General features: G+C 69.5%; 18 protein-coding genes and 1 pseudogene. 17 read left to right on the forward strand and 2 right to left on the reverse strand.

The window, feature by feature from the left end:
* The first annotated feature begins 3 nt into the window (after positions 1-3).
* The 4 genes from ACZZZF_RS17480 to ACZZZF_RS17495 all read left to right on the forward strand — a co-directional run bounded on the left by ACZZZF_RS17480 (position 4) and on the right by ACZZZF_RS17495 (position 3478).
* The gene (locus ACZZZF_RS17480) at positions 4-1200 is read left to right on the forward strand and encodes a substrate-binding domain-containing protein (RefSeq protein ID WP_400341970.1); all 1197 of its coding nucleotides are present in this window, start codon (positions 4-6) and stop codon (positions 1198-1200) included.
* Between the two features lie 83 nt (positions 1201-1283).
* Positions 1284-2135: a sugar phosphate isomerase/epimerase family protein gene (locus tag ACZZZF_RS17485; RefSeq protein ID WP_463499760.1), complete on the forward strand. Its 852-nt coding sequence runs from the start codon at positions 1284-1286 to the stop codon at positions 2133-2135.
* Positions 2136-2162: 27 nt separating this feature from the next.
* Complete coding sequence (locus ACZZZF_RS17490; RefSeq protein WP_463499762.1) at positions 2163-3188, forward strand: sugar phosphate isomerase/epimerase family protein; 1026 nt, start codon at positions 2163-2165, stop codon at positions 3186-3188.
* The gene (locus ACZZZF_RS17495; protein ID WP_053097158.1) at positions 3185-3478 is read left to right on the forward strand and encodes a Dabb family protein; all 294 of its coding nucleotides are present in this window, start codon (positions 3185-3187) and stop codon (positions 3476-3478) included. Before ACZZZF_RS17490 ends, ACZZZF_RS17495 begins: the two co-directional genes overlap by 4 nt.
* Before the next feature lie 21 nt (positions 3479-3499).
* On the opposite strand, the gene ACZZZF_RS17500 is transcribed toward ACZZZF_RS17495, so the two are convergent.
* Together ACZZZF_RS17500 and ACZZZF_RS17505 are read right to left on the reverse strand one after the other, a co-directional pair.
* A complete protein-coding gene (locus ACZZZF_RS17500; protein ID WP_053097157.1) occupies positions 3500-4510 on the reverse strand; it encodes an NYN domain-containing protein in 1011 nt (336 codons plus the stop codon).
* Positions 4503-5498, reverse strand: a complete 996-nt coding sequence (locus tag ACZZZF_RS17505; protein ID WP_463499764.1) for a Gfo/Idh/MocA family protein — start codon at positions 5496-5498, stop codon at positions 4503-4505. The genes ACZZZF_RS17500 and ACZZZF_RS17505 overlap by 8 nt, the downstream gene beginning before the upstream one ends.
* A 340-nt stretch (positions 5499-5838) precedes the next feature.
* Here ACZZZF_RS17505 and ACZZZF_RS17510 point away from each other — a divergent pair, with 340 nt between their 5' ends.
* The 13 genes and pseudogenes from ACZZZF_RS17510 to ACZZZF_RS17570 all read left to right on the forward strand — a co-directional run bounded on the left by ACZZZF_RS17510 (position 5839) and on the right by ACZZZF_RS17570 (position 17744).
* Positions 5839-7260, forward strand: a complete 1422-nt coding sequence (locus ACZZZF_RS17510) for an NtaA/DmoA family FMN-dependent monooxygenase (protein WP_463499766.1) — start codon at positions 5839-5841, stop codon at positions 7258-7260.
* Positions 7261-7424: 164 nt separating this feature from the next.
* Positions 7425-9059 carry a TIGR04028 family ABC transporter substrate-binding protein gene (locus tag ACZZZF_RS17515; RefSeq protein WP_372984208.1) on the forward strand — a complete coding sequence of 545 codons (1635 nt, stop codon included), beginning with the start codon at positions 7425-7427 and terminating at the stop codon, positions 9057-9059.
* Between the two features lie 22 nt (positions 9060-9081).
* Positions 9082-10029 carry an ABC transporter permease gene (locus ACZZZF_RS17520; protein WP_053097150.1) on the forward strand — a complete coding sequence of 316 codons (948 nt, stop codon included), beginning with the start codon at positions 9082-9084 and terminating at the stop codon, positions 10027-10029.
* On the forward strand, positions 10026-10922 hold the full coding sequence (locus tag ACZZZF_RS17525) for an ABC transporter permease (protein WP_072591576.1): 897 nt from the start codon (positions 10026-10028) through the stop codon (positions 10920-10922). Before ACZZZF_RS17520 ends, ACZZZF_RS17525 begins: the two co-directional genes overlap by 4 nt.
* Positions 10919-12546, forward strand: a pseudogene (locus tag ACZZZF_RS17530) (dipeptide ABC transporter ATP-binding protein). Before ACZZZF_RS17525 ends, ACZZZF_RS17530 begins: the two are co-directional and overlap by 4 nt.
* A complete protein-coding gene (locus ACZZZF_RS17535; RefSeq protein ID WP_463499768.1) occupies positions 12543-13562 on the forward strand; it encodes a putative FMN-dependent luciferase-like monooxygenase in 1020 nt (339 codons plus the stop codon). Before ACZZZF_RS17530 ends, ACZZZF_RS17535 begins: the two are co-directional and overlap by 4 nt.
* Positions 13559-14179: a CMD domain protein gene (locus tag ACZZZF_RS17540; protein ID WP_463499770.1), complete on the forward strand. Its 621-nt coding sequence runs from the start codon at positions 13559-13561 to the stop codon at positions 14177-14179. Before ACZZZF_RS17535 ends, ACZZZF_RS17540 begins: the two co-directional genes overlap by 4 nt.
* Positions 14176-14772 carry an alkylhydroperoxidase domain protein gene (locus ACZZZF_RS17545; protein ID WP_463499772.1) on the forward strand — a complete coding sequence of 199 codons (597 nt, stop codon included), beginning with the start codon at positions 14176-14178 and terminating at the stop codon, positions 14770-14772. The genes ACZZZF_RS17540 and ACZZZF_RS17545 overlap by 4 nt, the downstream gene beginning before the upstream one ends.
* Positions 14773-14904: 132 nt before the next feature.
* Positions 14905-15207, forward strand: coding sequence for a hypothetical protein (locus tag ACZZZF_RS17550; protein ID WP_187250526.1), 303 nt, complete (start codon positions 14905-14907; stop codon positions 15205-15207).
* On the forward strand, positions 15207-16499 hold the full coding sequence (locus ACZZZF_RS17555) for a putative T7SS-secreted protein (RefSeq protein WP_463499774.1): 1293 nt from the start codon (positions 15207-15209) through the stop codon (positions 16497-16499). The genes ACZZZF_RS17550 and ACZZZF_RS17555 overlap by 1 nt, the downstream gene beginning before the upstream one ends.
* On the forward strand, positions 16496-16981 hold the full coding sequence (locus tag ACZZZF_RS17560) for a hypothetical protein (RefSeq protein WP_187250524.1): 486 nt from the start codon (positions 16496-16498) through the stop codon (positions 16979-16981). Before ACZZZF_RS17555 ends, ACZZZF_RS17560 begins: the two co-directional genes overlap by 4 nt.
* On the forward strand, positions 16978-17463 hold the full coding sequence (locus ACZZZF_RS17565) for a hypothetical protein (RefSeq protein ID WP_072591568.1): 486 nt from the start codon (positions 16978-16980) through the stop codon (positions 17461-17463). The genes ACZZZF_RS17560 and ACZZZF_RS17565 overlap by 4 nt, the downstream gene beginning before the upstream one ends.
* Complete coding sequence (locus ACZZZF_RS17570) at positions 17460-17744, forward strand: WXG100 family type VII secretion target (protein ID WP_056279979.1); 285 nt, start codon at positions 17460-17462, stop codon at positions 17742-17744. The genes ACZZZF_RS17565 and ACZZZF_RS17570 overlap by 4 nt, the downstream gene beginning before the upstream one ends.
* Position 17745: the final 1 nt, after the last annotated feature.

Here is a 17745-nt window from a genome sequence, read left to right on the forward strand (position 1 = left end):
TCGATGAAGATCGCCACCGCAGGGGTGGCTCTCTTCGGCCTCATCGCGCTCGCCGGGTGTACGACAGACCCGTCCGTGGCGCCGGCGGAGTCGGAGAACCCGGAGGAGTCGGCCGAGACCACCGAATGGTTCGACCAGGAACTGTTCGACAAGCAGATGGAGGAGCGGGGTGTCGAGCCCCAGGGGCCGGCGACCGAGCCGTATCTCCAGCACATCAACGCCGAGATGGTCGACACGTCGGAGTTCGCCAGCGAGGGGCCCAAGAAGGCCTGCTTCGCGAACGCCTCGATCTCGAACCCGTGGCGGCAGACGGGCTGGATCACGATGAACGAGCAGCTCAAGTCGCTGCAGGAGGCCGGTGCGATCAGCGAGATGGAGACCCGCGACGCGCAGGATTCGGATGACACGCAGATCGCGGACATCGACTACTTCATCTCCGAGGGCGGCTGCGACGTCTTCCTCATCTCGCCCAACAGCACCGCGGCGATGACGCCGGCCGTCGAGCGCGCATGCGAGACCGGCAAGCCGGTGATCGTGTTCGACCGCGGCGTCGACACCGACTGCCCGGTCACGTTCATCCACCCGATCGGCGGATTCGCGTGGGGCATCGACACGGCCGAGTTCCTCATCGACAACCTCGAAGAGGGCGACAAGGTCGTGGCGCTGCGCATCCTCCCCGGAGTCGACGTGCTCGAGCACCGGTGGGCCGCTGCGGAGAAGCTCTTCGACGAGGCGGGGATCGAGGCCGTGGACTACTTCACGGGCGCCGACCCCGCGGAGATCAAGAGCATCATCAGCGACGAGCTCGCCAAGGGCGACGTGCAGGGAATCTGGATGGATGCCGGTGACGGCGCTGTCGCCGCGATCGAAGCCTTCGAAGATGCCGGCGCCGACTACCCGGTGATGACCGGCGAGGACGAGATGAGCTTCCTCCGCAAGTGGAAGGACACGGGTCTCACGGGCCTCGCCCCGGTGTACTCGAACTTCCAGTGGCGCACGCCGCTGCTCGCCGCGCAGATGATCTTCGCCGGCGAAGAGGTTCCGAAGGAGTGGGTGCTCCCGCAGAAGCCGATCACCGAAGCAGAGCTCGACGACTACCTCGCCGCCAACGAGGGAATGCCGGACGGGCACTACGCGAAGTTCGGCGGGGAGAACCTTCCCGGTTACCCGACCGTCTGGCAGGAACGCCAGATCCCGTAACCCGCGGTGATGCTCCCACCCTTCCCCTCTGCGCCTCGCGGATGGGAGGGTGGGAGCACTCGCGTCATCCCCGAAGGAGCAGGATGCCTCGCACGATCGCCGTCAACACGTGGGTGTGGACGTCTCCACTGACCGACGCGACTCTCGAGCCGCTCGCGCGGAAGGCGGCGGGGATGGGGTATCAGGCGCTCGAGCTTCCGCTCGAGAGCGTCGGGGACTGGGATCCGGCACGAGCCCGCGACGTGCTCGACGACCTCGGCCTCGCCGCGATCGTCGTCGGGGCCATGGGCCCTCGGCGCTCGCTGCTCGCGCAGGCCGGTGATGTCGGGGGCACGCAGGACTACCTGCGCTCGTGCATCGCGGCGGCCGCGACGCTCGGCTCCGCGGTGGTCGCCGGTCCCTTCTACGCACCCACCGGGGCTACCTGGCGGATGTCCGTCGAGGACCGTTCGCGAGTGGTGCGCGAGCTGCGCACGAACCTCGAGCCGGTCGCGGCCGAGGCCGCCTCCGCCGGGATCACCCTGGCCGTCGAACCGCTCAACCGCTACGAGACGAGCGTGCTCAACACGGTCGAGCAGAGCCTCGACGCGCTCGCACCCCTGCTCGGTGCGGGCATCGGGCTCGCGCTCGACACCTACCACCTGAACATCGAGGAGAAGAAGCCCGCGGAGGCCATCCGCGCGGCGGGCTCGGCGATCGCGCACGTGCAGGTGTGCGGCAGCGATCGGGGCGCCGTGGGCGACGACCACACGGACTGGCCGGAGATCCTCCGGGCCCTCGACGATGCGGACTATCGAGGGCCGCTCGGGCTGGAGAGCTTCACGGGCGAGAACGCGACGATAGCCGTCGCCGCATCCGTCTGGCGACCACTCGCGGCGAGCCAGGACGCGCTCGCCGCCCGCAGCATCCAGGCGCTGAGAGCGCTCGGCACCTGACCCGTCACGCGATACGAAGGAGTGTCCATGACCACGCACCCGGTCACCCTGTTCACCGGCCAGTGGGCCGATCTGCCGTTCGAGGAGGTCGCCCGGCTGGCGGCCGAGTGGGGATACGACGGCCTCGAGGTCGCAGCATCCGGCGACCATCTCGACCTGCGGCGAGCCGACGAGGACGACGCCTACGTCGCCTCGCGCCGCGAGATCCTCGACCGGCACGGTCTGCGGATCTTCGCGATCTCGAACCATCTCGCGGGCCAGGCGGTGTGCGACGCCCCCATCGACTTCCGTCACCAGGCGATCCTGCGCGACTACGTGTGGGGCGACGGCGACTCCGAGGGCGTGCGCGCCCGTGCGGCGGACGACATGAAGCGGGCGGCGCGGGTCGCGCGCAAGCTCGACGTCGACACCGTCGTCGGGTTCACCGGCTCATCGATCTGGCCCTATGTGGCGATGTTCCCGCCGGTACCGGCATCCGTCATCGAAGGCGGGTTCGAGGACTTCGCCGCGCGCTGGAACCCGATCCTCGACGTGTTCGACGGCGAGGGCGTGCGGTTCGCGCACGAAGTGCACCCCGGTGAGATCGCCTACGACTACTGGTCGTCCGCGCGGGCGCTGGAGGCGATCGAGCACCGTGGGGCGTTCGGATTCAACTGGGACCCGTCGCACATGATGTGGCAGAACATCGATCCCGTCGGGTTCATCGTCGACTTCGCCGACCGGATCTACCACGTGGACTGCAAGGACACCCGGATGCGACCGCACAACGGGCGTGCGGGCGTGCTCGGATCGCATCTGCCGTGGGGCGACCCGCGACGCGGGTGGGACTTCGTCTCGACCGGCCGCGGCGACGTGCCCTGGGAGGACGCGTTCCGCGCGCTCGAGGCGATCGGATACGACGGCCCCATCTCGATCGAATGGGAGGACGCGGGAATGGACCGCCTGCACGGCGCGCCGGAGGCCCTCGCCTACGTGCGGTCGCTGCTCTGGCCCGCGCCCACCGCCGCGTTCGACGCCGCCTTCAGCAGCCAGCAGACCGGAGATCCCGCATGACCATCCAGCACACCGTCGTCTTCCGCCTCGTGCACGAGGCGGGCAGCCCCGAGGAGCGCGAGTTCCTCGCGACGGGCAGAGCGGTGCTCACGTCGATCCCCGGTGTCGAGGACTTCACGATCCGTCGCCAGGTGAGCCCGAAGAGCGACCTCGAGCATCAGTTCTCGATGGTGTTCCGCGACCGCGATGCGTACCGCTCCTACGACGCGCACCCCGCGCACACGGCGTTCGTCTCGGAACGCTGGGTGCCCGAGGTCGCGGCGTTCCAGGAGTATGACTTCGAGGAGTGACGACGTGACCGGCGGCGCGGATCAGACCGAGTCGCGCAGCTTCACCAGGCGCTCGTGGCCGGTCTCCTCGAGCTCCGCGATGCTCTCGCGCGACTTGAGGAAGTCCGAGAACGAGCGGTAGCCGAGGGCCTTCTCGCTGAACGACGGGTCCATGCGACGCATGTGCGTCTTCACCGCCGAGCTGTGCAGCCACTCGTCGGCATCGGCCTTGTCGTGCCCGAGGCGCAGCGCGCGATGCAGCAGCTCCGTCGCCTCGCCCTGCTCGGTGCCCTCTCCGTGCTCGTCGAGCTTCGCGGACGACGACGGTGCCGCAGCGGTCGCCGCCGCTGCGGCGGCCTTCGCCTTGGCGGCCTTCGTCGGCGGTCGCGACTTGGCCTTCGCGGCGGGCTCGGCGGCCGGCTCGGCCACAGGCTCGACGGCGACCTCGGGAACGGTGACGACGGGCGCGGGCGCGGTCTTGCTCGGGCGCACCACACCGGGAAGCGAGTCGTACGCTTCGAACTCGTCGCACGCGGCGGCGAGGGACTTCGCGGTGGACCCCGCGACGCCGACGCCGATGACGTAGCGACCCAGACGCTTGCAGCGCTGTGCGAGCGGGACGTAGTCGCTGTCTCCGGCGACGATCACGACGTGCGTGAGGTCGGGCAGACGGAACATGTCCTCGACCGCGTCGACGGCGAGGCGGATGTCCGCGCCGTTCTTCGCGTAGGCGGCGGCCGGGAACAGCTGCACGAGGTCGACGGCGCGGGCCACGAGCTGCGACCGGTAGACCGCGTTCACGGGCGACGACCAGTCGGCGTACGCCCGGGTGAGCACGAGCGTGCCGAAGGAGGCCGCGTAGTCGATGATCGCGCCGACCTCGATCATGGCGCGGGACAGCCGCTCCGTGACCTCCGGATCGGTCGGGTTCTCGGTGATCCGCTGGCGGTCCTTGCCATAGGCGTTCCGTCCGTGCACACGGTCGTACCAGGAGATGACGATGTTGTCGAAGTCCAGGTAGACGGCGACGCGGGCGTCGGTGGCCTCAGCCATGGTTCACTCCTTCGCGCGGGTAGCGCACGCCGATCTGCGCGCGGATCTCGTCGAGGGTGCCCATGATCGCGACGCTCTGGGCGATCGGCAGGATGTCGCCCTCGAGCACGCCGTCACCCACGAGGCGCTCGGCCGCGAGGGCCTGGTACTGCATGCCGCGACCGTCGACCTCGGACACGTACTCCTCGACGACCGTGCCGTCCGGCTGCACGACGCGGAACGTGGTGGGGGTGTACCAGACGCGGTCGAGGTCGATGCGCGCCGTCGTGCCGATGATGCTCGCCGCGTCGGGGCCCGCGGCACGCGACGACGAGAGCGTCGTCGAGATCGCTCCGCCGTCGTGCGTCATGACGGTGGCGACCTCGGCATCCGCTCCGGTCTCGATCAGGCGCCCGACGGCGTGGATGCCGGTCGGGGCGCCGAGGATGTCCCACACGAAGGAGATCGGGTAGATCCCGAGGTCGAGGAGGGCACCGCCGCCGAGCTCGAGGGCGTTGAGGCGGTGCTCGGGGTCGGAGGGGAGCAGCTGGGTGTGGTCGGCGCTCACGGCGCGGATCTCACCGAGGGTCCCGGCGGCGATGATCTCGCGGATGCGGGCCATGTGCGGCAGGTAGCGCGTCCACATCGCCTCCATCGCGAGCAGACCCCGGTCGGCGGCCAGACGCTGCAGGTCCTCCGCCTCCGAGTGGTTGAGGGTGAACGCCTTCTCGACCAGCACGTGCTTGCCGGCTTCGAGCGCGAGGCGGGCATTCTCATGATGCATCGGGTGCGGGGTCGAGACGTAGATGATGTCGACCTCGGGGTCGGCGACGAGCGCCTCGTACGAGGGATGCGCGCGCGGGATGTCGAAGCGGGCGGCGAAGGCGTCGGCCGATTCCTGCGAGCGCGAGCCGACCGCCACGAGATCGAGCCCGGCGGTGCGCAGATCGGATGCGAACGCGCCGGCGATGCCGCCGGTCGCGAGGATTCCCCAACGAAGACCAGTCATCATCTCAGCGTAGGGGGTGGAGGCTGAGCACGGGGTGTTCAGACCAGGGCATCCGGGGGCGGCCGGAACGGATGCCGTTCAGACGAGCGCGAGCGCGCGGTCGAGGTCGGCGATCAGATCGCTCGGATCCTCCAGCCCGGCCGACAGGCGCTTCGTGGCGAACTCGGTCATGCGGTCAGCACCGCGGTGCCCAGAGCGCGGGGGAGGAGGTCGTGGTCATGGTCCCATCCTCCGATCGGGCTCCGACACTCGGGGAGGATGTGTCGCCGTGTTGCGCTCCGTTTCGCTGCGCTTCCCCGCCGATTGGCCGGCTCCCGAGCCCGCTCATACTTTCGGGTGCATGACCGAACCCCTCATCATCGGCGCCATGGTGCGCACTCTCGGCGCGTATCCCTCCGGCTGGCGTCAGCCGGGCGCGCATCGCGACCCCTCGGACGATGCCGAGATCCTCCGCCGCATCGCGCGAGAGGGAGAGGACGCGGGGCTCGACTACCTGTTCTTCGGCGATTGGCTGGCCACCGGGCCGGACCTCGAATTCCGCGACCCGTACCTGCTCGCGCGGATCGACCCGGTGAGCGCCGTGCTGTACCTGGCCGGGGTCACCTCTCGCATCGGCCTCATCGCGACGGTGAACACGACCTACGCCGATCCGTATGCGACGGCGCGCTCGCTCGCATCCCTCGACCTGCTGACAGGCGGTCGCGCCGGCGTCAACCTCGTCACCGGAGCCGAGCCACGAGCCGCGGGCAACCACGGTCGCGAAGCGCACGCCGACAACGAGAGCCGATACGACCGCGCCGAGGAGTTCGTCGTCGCCCTGCGCCGTCTGTGGGACTCGTGGAGCGAGGACGCCTGGATCGCGGATGCCGCACGCGGCGTGCTCATCGACCCGGACGGGCTCCGGGGTGCGGACCTCCGGGGCGAGCACGTGCGCGTCTCCGGGCCGCTGAACGTCGCCCGCCCGCCGCAGGGGCGGATCCCTCTCGTGCACGCCGGCACCTCGCCGCGGTCGCGCGCGCTCGCCGCGACCGAGGCCGATCTCGCGCTCATCGCCGCCCCGAACATCGCCGATGCGATCGCCACCCGGCGGCAGCTGCGCGAGATCGCGCTCCGATCAGGCCGCTCGCCCGAGGGGCTGGCGGTGATCGCGCCCGTGCTTCCTGTGGTCGCACGGACGGATGCCGACGCTCACCGCATCGTCGAACGGCTGCTCGCGCTCGTCCCGCTCGACGAGGGGCATCAGTCGTCCCGCACGGCATTCCCCGCGAACAGATCGGTCGTCGCGCTGGCCGACGCCCTGGGCGTCGGCGCCGACGAACCGCTGCGTTCCGCCGGCTTCGACGAGGTCGTGACCCGCGATCAGGCCGGGCGCCTCGGGGAGGCAGGAGCGGCGCTGATCGAGCGCCTGCGACTCATCGCCGGACTCCGCGTCGGGGATGACGGCGAGACGGCGCTGACCTGGCGCCACCTCGTCGCGGCCCATGCCGTGCCTGCCGCATTCGTGGTCGGCGACGCCGCGACGATCGCGGACCACTTCGAGACCTGGCGCGACCAGGGTGCAGCTGACGGGTTCAACGTGCTCTCCGCGTTCCAGCCCGCACAGTTCGAGGCCTTCACCCGCCTCGCCGCGCCCGAACTGCGTCGACGGGGCCTGCTCGGTCGCAGCGACGGAGCGCCCACCCCGCTGCGGGACCGTCTCGGCGTCGGCGGCGGCGAGGTCGGCAGCGAGCAGCGTGCCGCATCATCGCTTCTCGTCCGCTGAACCGCGTCATCCATTACGTCGGATTGCGTCTGGTGACCCGTCATGACGCCTCGTGACAGGCCGGGTCCGCACATGACGACCCCATTCGCGTCACGACCGTGAGAGTCCCTAGCGTGACGTTCACCCGCACACCGAACCACAGCATCCCGTCCAGGAGGACCCGCATGAACCGCCGTCTCATCCGCGCAGCCGCCGTCGCGCTTCCGCTCGTCCTCGCGGCGGGGCTCGCCGCCTGCGCGTCCTCGCCGGCCCCGAGCGGCGCCTCCGCCGACGCGGGCGACCCCGTCACCGGGGGAACGCTGACCTATCTGGAGCACCAGACCTTCACGAACCTCTACCCGCCGCAGGCCGGGTTCTACCCGAACGGAGGCGTGGTCAACAACATCGCCGCGCGCCTGACGTGGCAGAACCCCGACTCGCTCGAGATCGAGCCGTGGATCGCCTCGGCCTGGACCGTGAACGACGACGCCACCGAGTACACGTTCGACCTGCGCCCCGACGTCACCTTCTCGGACGGGACGCCGCTGGACGCCGCGGCCGTGGCGAAGAACTTCGACACGTACGGCCTCGGCGACCCCGAGCGCGGCCTCACGGTCTCCGAGGCGATCAACAACTACGCCTCGAGCGAGGTCGTCGACGACGACACGGTCACCTTCCGCTTCTCGGCCCCGGCCCCCGGGTTCCTGCAGGCGACGTCGACCATCAACTCCGGCCTGCTCTCGCCCGAGACGCTCGACGGCACCATAGAGGACTTCGGAGCGGGCAACGCCGAGGAGATCATCGGCGCCGGGCCTTTCACCCTCACCGACGAGAAGCTGGGCACAGAGTTCACCCTCACCGCCCGCGAGGACTACGCGTGGGCGCCGGAGAGCGCCGAGAACCAGGGCCGTCCGTACGTCGACGCCGTGCACGTGCTCGTCACCCCCGAGGACTCCGTGCGCATCGGATCGCTGCTCGCGGGTCAGGCCGACTACGTCCGCTACGTGCAGGCCTTCGACGAGGACCGGGTCGAGAGCGCGGGCTTCACGCTGTACGCACCGCAGACCCGTGGCGTGAACAACTCCATCTCGCTGCGTCCCGAGAACCCGCTGCTGAGCGACATCAGGGTGCGTCAGGCGCTCGTCGCCGCGGTCGACGCCCAGGAGGTCGTCGACACCCTGTTCACCGAGAACTACCCCGTCGCGACCTCGGTGCTGTCGCAGGAGGCGCTCGGATACAAGGACGAGTCGGAGCACTACGCATACGACCCCGACAAGGCCGAGAAGCTGCTCGACGAGGCGGGCTGGACGGCCGGGTCCGACGGCATCCGCGAGAAGGACGGCGAGCGCCTCGCGATCACCGTGTACGAGGCCGCACCGCAGCCGCTGTCGAAGCAGACGCTCGAGCTCGTCGCCCAGCAGCTCGCGAAGGTCGGTGTGGAGCTCACGGTCAAGCCGGCGGATGCCGGGTCGTATGCCGAGGACACCCGTGACCCGCTCAAGACGGGCTTCTACCACTCGATGGTCGGCCGGGCCGACTTCGACGTGATCAAGAGCCAGTACTACACGAAGAACCGTGACGCGCTGATCTCGAACGACGCCGAGCTCGACGCCCTGCTCGAGGCGGTCGCCTCTGAGCCGGACACCGAGAAGCGAGCGGCGGCCTCGCAGGCCGTGCAGGACTACATCGCCGAGCAGGCCTACGTCATCCCGCTGTTCGAGGAGCCGCAGGTCTACGGCGCCGCCACCTACGTGCACGGTGTGGACTTCGAGTCGGTCGGTCGCCCCACCTTCTCGGGCGTCTGGCTCGCCGAGCACTGAGCATGACTGAGACGGTGCACCGATGAGCTTCGTCCTCCGACGAGCTGGGCAGGCCGCGATCGTTCTGATCGCGGCCTTCACGGCCACTTTCTTCCTCCTGCAGCTGCTGCCGGGGGATGCGATCCTGATCAAGTTCTCCGACCCCAGCCTCGGGCTGTCGCCGGAGCAGCTCGACGGCATCCGCGCCACCTACGGCACCGATCTGCCGTGGTGGCAGCAGTACGTGCACGCGGGTCTCGGATTCGCGGCCGGTGACTTCGGCTACTCGACACAGTTCGGCACCCCGGTGCTGGAGATGCTCGCCGAGGCACTGCCGTCGACCGTGCTGCTCGCGTCGCTGGGGCTCGTGGTCGCGCTGCTGATCGCCGTGCTCGTCGCAGGGCTCTCGTCTCTCGCGCCGTTCGCGTGGCTGCGCGACGGCATCCGTCAGGTGCCGGGGCTGTTCGTCGCGGTGCCGGTGTTCTGGCTCGGCATCCTGCTGATCCAGGTCTTCTCGTTCGGTCTCGGGTGGGTGCCGATCGTCGGCGCCGACCCTGTCGCCGGGCTCGTCCTTCCCGTGCTGACCCTCGCCGTGCCGATCTCCGCTCCGCTCGCCCAGGTGCTGGTGCGCGCCATCGATCAGGTGCAGGCGCAGCCGTTCATCACCGTCGTCCGTGCCAAGGGCGCGCCGCCGTCGTGGGTGCTCACCCGGTCGGTCGCGCGCAACGCGGCCCTGCCGACGCTCACGATCGCCGGGGTGCTGTTCGGCGAGCTCGTGGGAGGGGCCGTGGTCACCGAGACCGTGTTCGGTCGCACCGGCATCGGCCGCCTCACCGAGCAGGCCGTGTCGAACCAGGACATCCCGGTGCTGCAGGGCGTCGTGCTGCTGTCGGCCCTCGGCTTCGTGCTCATCAGCTTCGCCGTCGACCTCGTCACCCCGCTGATCGATCCGCGCCAGCGCGCCCTCTCGAAGTCAGGAGCATCGGCATGACCGTCGCCGCCGTGGCCGCATCCGTCGACACCCCGCCCGAGACACCGCAGCAGGATGCCGCAACGCTCACCCGATCGCCTCGACGCGCGCGCGGACTGCTCGCTCTGCCGTGGGGGCTCTACCTCGCGATCGCCGTCGTCTCGCTCGCCGTGCTCTGGGCGCTGATCCCCGGGGTCTTCGCACCCGGCGACCCTCTCACCGGCACCCCCGCCGACAAGCTGCTGCCACCGAGCGCGGCGCATCTCTTCGGCACCGACACGCTCGGTCGCGACCTGTTCGGCCGCGTCGTCCACGGCGCCGTGCACTCGCTCTCGGGAGCGCTCATCGCCGTCACCGTGGGCCTCGCGCTCGGGACGATCCTCGGTGCGATCGCCGGCGCGATCGGCGGCGTCGTCGACGACATCCTGATGCGCGTCGTCGACGTGCTGCTCGCCATCCCCGGCCTGCTGCTGTCGCTGTCGGTGATCATCCTCCTCGGCTTCGGCACGGTGAACGCCGCGATCGCCGTGGGCCTCGGCAGCGTCGCCGCCTTCGCCCGCCTGATGCGGTCGGAGGTCGCCAGAGTGCGCCGCAGCGAATACGTCGAGGCGGCGTACGGCAGCGGGGGCACCTTCTTCACCGTGCTCCGTCGCCATGTGCTGCCGAACTCGCTCACGCCGATCGTCGCGCTCGCCGCCCTGCAGTTCGGCACCGCGATCCTCGCGATCTCGACCCTCGGATTCCTCGGTTACGGTGCTCCGCCACCCACCCCCGAATGGGGGCTGCTGATAGCCGAGGGGCGCAACTACATCGCGACCGCCTGGTGGCTCACGGCACTGCCAGGACTCATCGTGGTTGTCGTCGTGCTCAGCGCCAACCGCATCTCGCACCGCATCGGAAGGAACCCGCGATGAGCGTGCTCACCGTCGACGGCCTCGCCGTCTCGTACGCCACCCGAGCCGGTCGCCGGGAGGTGGTGCATGGGGTCTCCTTCGAGATCGCCGAGGGAGAGGCACTCGCGCTCGTGGGCGAATCGGGATCGGGCAAGTCCACCACCGCGCACGCCCTGCTCGGCCTGCTGCCCGAGGGCGGCAGAGTCGACGGCGGCACGGTGCGCCTCGGCGAGCTCGACATCTCGGGCTGGACGGATCGCGCACTGCGCGGCATCCGGGGTCCGGAGATCGGACTCGTGCCGCAGGACCCGGTGACCTCGCTCGATCCCGTGCGCCCGATCGGCGCCCAGGTCGAAGAGGTGCTGAAGCTGCACGGCCACCGCGATCGTCGCTCGCGGCGCGCGCGGGTGATCGAGCTCCTCGACCGGGTCGGCATCGATGATCCGGACCTCCGAGCGCGGCAGTACCCGCACGAGCTCTCGGGCGGTATGCGCCAGCGTGTGCTGATCGCCTCGGCCATCGCGCTGCGGCCACGGCTGCTGATCGCCGACGAGCCCACGAGCGCTTTGGACGCGACCGTGCAGCGCAAGGTGCTCGATCTGCTCGACGAGCTGCGTCGAGAGGAAGGCACGAGCATCCTGCTGGTCACCCACGACCTCGGCGTCGCGGCCGACCGCGCCCAACGGCTCGTCGTGCTGAAGGACGGCCGCATCGTCGAGCAGGGAGCGAGCGCCCAGGTGCTCGCGGCACCCTCGGACGGATACACGAAGCAGCTCCTCGCGGACGCCCCGGCGTTCACGACGGGGTTCCGCCGCCCCGAGGCTCCGCCCTTCCTGCGGGATGCCGCGACGGTCGCGGCCGAGAACCCGTTCGCGATCACCGCGACCGGTCTCATCAAGGAGTTCAGGGTCGCGGGGCGTGAGCGATTCCGGGCCGTCGACGACGTGTCGTTCCGGGTGCGCCGGGGCACGACGCACGCGCTGGTCGGCGAGTCCGGATCGGGCAAGACGACCACCGCGCGCCTCATCACGCGCTTCCATGAACCGGATGCCGGGGCCATCGAGATCGACGGCGAAGACGTGACCGGCCTGTCGGGCCAGCGTTTGCGCGCGCTGCGCCGGCGCATCCAGCTCGTCTACCAGAACCCCTTCGCATCGCTGGATCCGCAGCAGCAGGTCGTCGACATCATCGCCGAGCCGCTGCAGAACTTCGGGGTGGGCTCCCGCTCCGACCGCAGGGATCGGGCGCTCGCCCTGATCGACAGGGTGTCGCTGCCGAGCGACCTCGCGCAGCGCACACCGCGTGAGCTCTCGGGTGGGCAGCGACAGCGGGTCGCGATCGCCAGGGCCCTCGCGATCGACCCCGAGATCGTCGTGCTCGACGAGGCGGTGTCGGCCCTCGACGTCACGGTGCAGGCGCGCATCCTCGAACTGCTCACCTCGCTGCAGGCCGAACTCGGTCTCACCTACCTCTTCATCTCGCACGACCTCGCCGTGGTGCGCAGGATCAGTCACACCGTCTCGGTGATGCGCCGCGGGCGGATCGTCGAGGAAGGCGTCACCGAGGAGCTCTTCCACGACCCCAGCACGACTACACCCGGGAGCTGCTCGCGGCCGTCCCCGGACGAACGGAGCAGCCCGCATGACCGCACCCACGATCGCCTTCTTCACCCGGCTGCTCGACGACGCGTCGCCCGCCGAGCGCTACGCGCTGGCCACCGAGCAGATCCGGCACGCCGAACGGCACGGCGTCGGTCGCGCCTGGGTCGCACAGCACCACTTCCGCGCCGCGGAGGGCGGCCTGCCCTCGCCGCTCGTCTATCTCGCGAACGTGGCCGCGCAGACCTCGCGCATCCGTCTCGGCACCGGGGTCGTCACGCTGCCGCTCGAAGATGCGGTGCGTGTCGCGGAAGACGCGGTGGTCGCCGACCTGCTCTCGGGCGGACGCATCGACCTGGGGCTCGGCAGCGGCGGAACCCCCTCGTCCTTCGTGCCGTTCGGTGAGGACGTGCGCGACAAGGCGCCCACCTACGACCGCAAGCTGCGACTGCTGCTCGACGCGCTCGCGGGGCGGGACATCGGCGCCGACAACACCCTCTATCCGGATGCCGGCACTCTGGGCGACCGCATCTGGCAGGCGACCTTCTCGGCCCCCGGAGGCCATCGCGCCGGCATCCACGGGCATGGCCTCCTGCTCTCGCGCACTCAGCCGCGGTCGACGGACGCGCTGCACGCCCCGCTCTCGGCGCTGCAGGATCCGATCATCGACGCGTACCTCGAGGCTCTCCCCGACGGCGTCGCCCCGCGTGTCACCGCCTCGCGGACCGTGTTCGTCGCGGATGACCGCGCGGAGGCCCTGCGCTTCGCTGAGGTCGGGCTGCGTCGTGCCGCCGAGGGGTTCCGCCGACAGGGCCAGACGATCCCCGGCGACACCCTCGATGAGCTGATCGTGGCCCTCGACACCCACCTCGGCACCCCGGAGGAGGTCGCCGAGTCCCTCGCCGCAGACGCCACGCTCGACAGGGCGACCGAGGTCGCGTTCCAGGTGCACTCGGTCGACGCCCCGCACGAGCACGTGCTGCGCTCGATCGAGCTCTTCGCAGAGCAAGTCGCCCCCGCTCTCGGATACACCCTCACCGACACCATCAAGGAGAAGGCATGACCACCGACATCGTCGATCAGATCGTAGGGGTGACGCCCGAGCTCGATGCGCTGCGGCGCCGTCGGCCCGTCACCAGGGAGCAGCTGCAGGCGAGCTTCGACGCGCTCTTCGCGCCGGTGTCGACGGAGGAGGTGTCGCAGGCCGAGCGCGAGCTGATCGCCGCTTTCGCGACGCGCCTCGCCGGCGACGCGGATGCGACGGCCGAGTTCTACGCAGACCGAGCCCTGGCTGTGGACCCGCAGCGCGCCACCGTCGTGATCGCCGAGGCCACGAACGCTGCGGTGACCGGGCCCTTCGGCTCGTACACCGAAGCGGGACTGCAGGGCGAGAACACCGAGGGCGAGCGCTACGCGCCGTCGCCCGAGGTCGCAGAGGCGCTCGGCGGGCGGGTCGCCGCCGCGCTCGCGCACACGCACCTGCTCGTGTTCCGGCCGCGCGAATCCGCGGCCGTCGACATCCAGCGGCTGGTGGATGCGGGGTGGTCGGTCGACGGCATCGTCACCCTCTCGCAGCTCGTCTCGTTCCTCGCGTTCCAGCAGCGCGTCATCACGGGCCTGAGGGTTCTCTCCGCCGCCGGCATCGCCTCGGCATCCGACTCCGAGGAGGAGGCAGCATGACCGAGCTTCTGCGCGATGACGCACCGCACCCCGAGGCGTTCACGCGGGCCGAGGTGGGGTGGACCCCGCATCTGCCGCCGCTCGCGGAGGAGGAGCTGACCGAGCGCCACTACGACGGTCTCGTCGACGCCTCTCGGGCGAAGAACGACTACTTCCGGCTGCTGGCGCGCGACCCCGAGGTGCTCAAGGCGCGCACGCTCGTCGACAAGGACATCTTCTACAACGCCAAGGAGGGTCTTCCCCGGGCCGAGCGCGAGCTCTCGGCGACCGCGGCTTCGCGTCACAACGGCTGCGTGTTCTGCGCCTCGGTGCACTCGCGCTTCGCGGCGCACCACAGCAAGCGGCTCGACGACGTCGATCTCCTGCTGGATCAGGGAGTAGACGCCGACCTCGGGGAGCGGTGGAACGCGGTCGTCGCGGCCTCCGTCGCCCTGACCGACACGCCCAGCACCTTCGGCGCCGACGAGATCGCCCGGCTGCGGGCGGCGGGACTCGACGACCTCGAGATCGCCGATGTGATCCACGGCGCCGCGTTCTTCAATTGGGCGAACCGTCTGATGCTGTCGATCGGGAGGCCGGTCGCACCCGTCTGATCGGTCGAGAGATCAGCACCGGCCCACCTCTGACGTGTCACCGTCGGGGGTGGGCTGGTGTCCTTTTGCGAGAGTATCGGCATACTTCTTGCTGTCTCCATATGACGACGTATCGCTTGCTAACGTCGACGCATGGCAGTCGCGGGCGGAGCATTCTACGAAGTCGATACCGACGTGCTGCGTGCGATGGCGTCGAAGGCACGTCGCATCGTCGGCGAGCTGGGCTCGTCCGATGCCGCGAAGCCTGCTGACGCCGGACACGAGTGGGTCGTCGCAGCCGCGACGCGTTTCAGCAGCGCATGGTCCGACGGGCTCTGCGTCCGTGTGGCCGACACCGAAGACTTCGCAGACAGGTTGAGCACGACCGCTCGGATCTTCGACGAAGGCACCGATGCGGCGAAGGTCGAAGTCGACGCGATGATCTGGGACGACTGATGGAGCTGGGGCAGACCCAGTCGGCGGCGGACCTCGTGCCGGGCTCGGTGTCCGAGGTCAGGGCGACCGCGGAAGCGTGGAAGGCTCGTGGCGCTGAAGCGACCCGTGTACGCGATGACCTCGCCACGCTGGATGACGACGGCACGTGGAGAGGCGCTGCCTACGACGCCTACCTCGACCGGTTCGAGCGGCAGCTGCTGCACTGGAAGCATGCGGGCGAGGCGCTCCGCGCGGGTGCGAGCGTACTGTTCACGTGGGCCGACGCGTTGCAGTGGGCGCAGGACGAAGCCGACCGTGCGATCACTCTCTGGAACGAGGCAGAGCAACAGGCTGCTGCGGCGCTGGCCGCCCACCGTGCACACGTGCGGGAGTTGCGCGTCGGGCAAGGGCTCCGGCACCCCGAGGCCGACGTGCCCTTCGTCGATCCGTCAGGTCCTGCACACGATGAAGCGCGGGAGGTCCTGTTCAACGCCCGGGCGACTCTCGAGGTCTATGCGCGCGACTGCGCGATCCGGTTGGACGATGCCGCGGATGCGGCGCGGATTCCGCTGACCGACGCGGAGGCCGCGACACGAACACAGCACGCGACGACCGAGGTGATCGTCAACCTCGGTGTCGTCCAGCCGTTCCGAGCCACGATGGACATGCTCGCGATCTCGGCGCAGACGCTCTGGGAGCACCCCGACATCATCCTCGAACTCCTGGGCGGCGCTGCCACCTTCCTCGGCGGCGCGGCGCTGGCAGCCGGAGGCGGGGCCATCACCTTCACCGGAGCCGGTGCGCTGGCAGGTTCGCCCGCACTGGTCGTCGCCGGAGTCGGAGTGGCCGGTGCAGGCGCGACGATGATGGGCGACGCCGCCGGCCGATGGCTCACCGAGAGCTACGGCGTCAGCGACCGAGTCCGCGGCCTCGACCGCGGCGATGGACGCGACGACGCGGGGACGTTCGCGAATGGCCAGAAGGATCCGCTGTGGGTTGATAAAGAGAAGATCGGCCTCACGGAGTATGCCCAAGACTTCGAAGTCGAGGTGATCCGCTCGAAGATCAAAGTCGACTACGAGGGTTCTCCGCAGAATGGGCGCTTCTACGACGGGCTTGTGAAGAATACCGACGGGCCGAATACCTATACGGGTGTGGAGGTGAAGTCCGGCAGTGCTATCGAGGCATACAACAGGCCAGGAAGCACGCAGCGACAGTTCGATGACGTTGTGAACGCGGGTACACCAGCGCACGGAAAGATGGACGGCGAGGACATCCTCCTCACACGGGTGGACAGTAAGGACATTCCATGAGAGCACCGTTTACGCACGGCGAGCAGTCTCCCAGCGGGATGCGGGGGTGGGTGACGGACGGTTATCGCCCGATCCCCGATCACCTGCGCCTCATGCTGGGACATCTTGACGGCGACGGTAAGTACACGTACATCATCTGGCCGGGCTCCGATCCTTCGAGCACCATCGGATTCCGCGTGCCGGCAGATGATTCGTTCATGCAGGCCGCAGGCTCCGCGGACGCTATGACTGTCGAGGTGCGGCTTCCCGGCCCCGACGGTGAGTCGCACCTGTACTCGGTCGGACGGCCCGAGCCCGCAGACGGCACGACCACCCTCATCCCCATCAGCGACGACCGCGCGGTGCGCGTGTTCTCGAACGAGATCTTCACCGCCGACGAAGCCGCAGTGATCTTCTACACGTACTACCTCACCGATGCCGTCTCGCAGCCCTACGTGCTTCGCGAGCTGGATCTCTCCAACGAACTCTCGGAGGAACGATGACGCTCTATGGACCCTTCGTCCAGGCCGCGAACGACGGTCGCACCGGCTGGCTGGCCGACGAGCATCTCACGATTCCCGAACGGCTCCGACGCACGCTGGAGTGGCTGGACGCCCGCAAGGACTACACGTACTCGATCTGGCGCGGCGCTGACCCCACAAGGATCGACGGCTACCACGAGCAGGCGAATGAATTCTTCATGCAGGCCGCGGGCTCGGCTGATGCGATGACGGTGGAAGCGCGGCTCCTCGGCGCCGACGGGGAGAGCCATCTGTACACGATCGGCCGGCCCGAGACCGCTGACGGCACGACCACTCTCATCCCTATGAGCGACGACCGCGCGGTACGAGTGTTCTCGAACGAGATCTTCACCGCCGACGAAGCCGCGGAGATCTTCTACACGTTCTACCTCACCGAAGCCGTCTCGCCGCCCTACGTCCTGCGTGAGCTCGACCTCGCACTGGAACTCTCGGAGGAACGATGAAGGTCGCTGTTCGTCACGACGCCGTGGCACAGACCGTCGCCGAGCTCGCGCTCACCGTGAAAGCCATCGAGCACGAACTCGACGCCTTCGATTCCGAGGCGACGCTACTGAAATCGACCTGGGACGGGGAAGCGCAACGGGCCTATGACCGTGCCCAGCGGGAGTGGTCGAACGCGCTCGAGAGCATGAGAGCGTTGCTGGCCGAAGCCACGCGCCGACTGATCGCCGCGAACTCCCTCTCCATGGCGACGGCGTCCACGGCTGCCCGCGTCTGGTCCTGAG

The organism is Microbacterium sp. AC215, assembly GCF_979258645.1.